This is a genomic window from Methanocalculus sp. (genome assembly GCF_029762515.1).
In the GTDB taxonomy this organism is placed as follows: Archaea; Halobacteriota; Methanomicrobia; order Methanomicrobiales; family Methanocorpusculaceae; genus Methanocalculus.
On sequence record NZ_JARVGN010000331.1, the window covers coordinates 1 to 2,606 of the forward strand.

Sequence of the window (2,606 nt, forward strand, 5' to 3'; positions counted from 1 at the left end):
CATGGATATGCGGGACCGGGATCCCATGGGCAATTATCGCGTAGAAATCTTGTAATGACAGGGGGAAAATATGGAACAGATTCAAGATCTAATTGAACGAGACCTTTCACGACAGATCGAGGAGATCATCAAGGTCTACCAGGATGATGAACAAACGATCTATGAAGAAATCGCAGAATATGTCCCGACCGACAATATCAAAGACCACTTTGCAGACACGCTCGGGGCAATCGCAAAAAGCCCGCAAACCCACAAGAAGATCGAAAAAATGGGGCTGTGGATTTCCGGGTTCTTTGGATCCGGAAAGTCATCGTTTGCCAAGAATCTTGGATTAATGCTATCAAATCCTGAAATATGTGGTTTGCATGCCTCTGATTTGTTCAAGAAAAAATTCGATGACCAGAGAATCAGCAATTATATCGACAGCATCAACGCCCGGATTCCGGCGAAAGTCATCATGTTCGATGTCGCGAACACGACTTATGTGAGGAAGGGTGGCAAGGAACTCATTTCCGAGGTGATGTACCGGGCCCTGCTCGAAAATCTGGGGTATTCTAAGGATTTTGATGTTGCAGAACTGGAGATCTGGCTCGAACAATCGGGCCGGTATGAACAGTTCCTCGCTGCCTACGATGACCTCTACCAGGATGTATCCTGGGAAGAGGCACGAAACGGTGCAGAGAAGATGGGTCGGGCAAGCGCGGTGATGCACCGGCTCGATCCTACCACCTATCCCGAGGTGCTCGCATGGCGCAATTCGGTGCGTGGAAAGTCCGTCGATTTTTCGGTGGAAGATTTTGTCGCCAGGGTTTTTGAACTGAGTGAACGGCGCCTCCAGGGAAAATCCCTTGTGTTCATTGTCGATGAAGTCGGGCAGTATGTGGGACGAAGCGACGCAAAGCTCGAGGATCTGCGGGTCGTTATCGAAGGGCTTGGGAAGGAGAGCAAAAATCGCCTCAACAGGGGAGAGATCATTGCGCCTGTGTGGGTGATCGTGACCTCCCAAGAACGATTGCAGGATGTCATCAACACAATCGATGAGAAGAACGTCAAGTTCCCCCGCCTTCTCGATCGGTTTTTGCCGGTGGACCTCTCCCCCGAGGATATCCGGGAGGTTGCAACCAGGCGCGTCCTCTCGAAGAAAGATGAAGCAAAACCGATGCTCGAGAAGCTCTATCGCGACAGTCACGGCAAACTGCTGGAGCAGTGCCGTCTTGAACGTTCTTCAATCCGCAGCGACGTTTCTGCTGAGGATTTCATGCAGTTCTACCCCTATCTCCCGCATTTCATCAATCTCTCCATCAAAATTATGGACGGTATCCGCCGCCAGCCAGGGGCGACACGCCATATCGGCGGCAGTAACCGGACGATCATCAAACAGGCATATGAGATGCTTGTGTCCGAAAGGACAGATCTCGCACATAAGCCTGTAGGGGCGCTCGTGGCAATCGACAATATCTACGATCTTGTCGAAACGAGTCTCCAGGAGCGCCGTTCAGATATTGCGGATATCGCCGAGGCATTCCCCGATGACGGCGGATGGGCACTTCGGGTGGCAAAAACGATCTGTCTCCTTGAGTTCGTGCGTGAAGTGCCGAGAACAACAAGAAATATTTCCGCAGTATTGCTCAACTCGGTTGATGGATCAGTCCCCCTTCACGAGGTGGAAGATGCACTTCAGCGGCTGAACGATGCCGACTTCATCAAGCCAACTGAAGAAGGATGGAAACTCCAGTCCGCAGAGGAAAAAGACTGGGGAGTGGAACGGCGTCGCCATTTGAACCCAAAGCCTGCCGACCGGATTGCCATCCACCATGATATTATTGGCGATATCGTCGCCGATACCAAATTGAAGAACTACCTGTTAAAGAAGAAGAATTTTAAAGTCGAATATTCTGTGGATGGAGCCAGAATTGGCGAATCAGGCATGATTCCTGTTTCCATTGTGATAGCCGATTCGCCTGCGGATGTTCCCAGAAAAATCGAGGCAATCGAGGATGAGAGCAGGATCAAGAACAAAGACCTGTTCTGGGTGATTGCGCTCACTCCCGAAATTGACGACCTCGTGACGCAGTACTACGCATCCCACTGGATGGTTGAAGAATATGGGCGGTTGGCAGCGCAGAACAAAATCACCCATGTCGAGCGGGAGTGTCTTGAGAGCGAAAAACTGGATAAAAGCAGGATAAGGGCCCGTCTCAGCGACAAAATATCTGACGCCCTGTTCCAGGGAACCGGCATCTTCAATGGGAGGAAAAAGGATGCCTCCTCGTTCGGGAACTCCTTGAGCGCTGCGTTCAGGGGATTCTTTGAGTATGCCGTACCGGAGCTCTTCTCGAAATTCGAGATGGGCGCGGTGAAACTCAAAGGGGATGAGGCAGCAAAGCTGCTCAAGGCGGAGAATCTCAATGGATTACCATCGGTTTTCTACGAAGGGGAGGAGGGCCTGGGGCTGGTCATCCGCGAGGGGCAGAACCACGTGCTCAATCCCAGTGCACCCATCGCTCTGGAAATTTTCGGGCCGATACACCAGGCAAAGGAATACGGCGGAGACCGCGAGACGGGAAAGAAACTGGAGCAGCATTTTTCCGGGTTTGATTATGGCT

At 51.5% G+C, this 2,606-nt stretch carries 1 protein-coding gene; it reads left to right on the forward strand.

What is annotated here, in order from left to right:
• Window positions 1–70: 70 nt before the first annotated feature.
• Window positions 71–2,606 (forward strand): BREX system P-loop protein BrxC (brxC, locus tag QCH34_RS10430; RefSeq protein WP_300333831.1); only part of this gene is annotated, 2,536 nt, incomplete at its 3' end.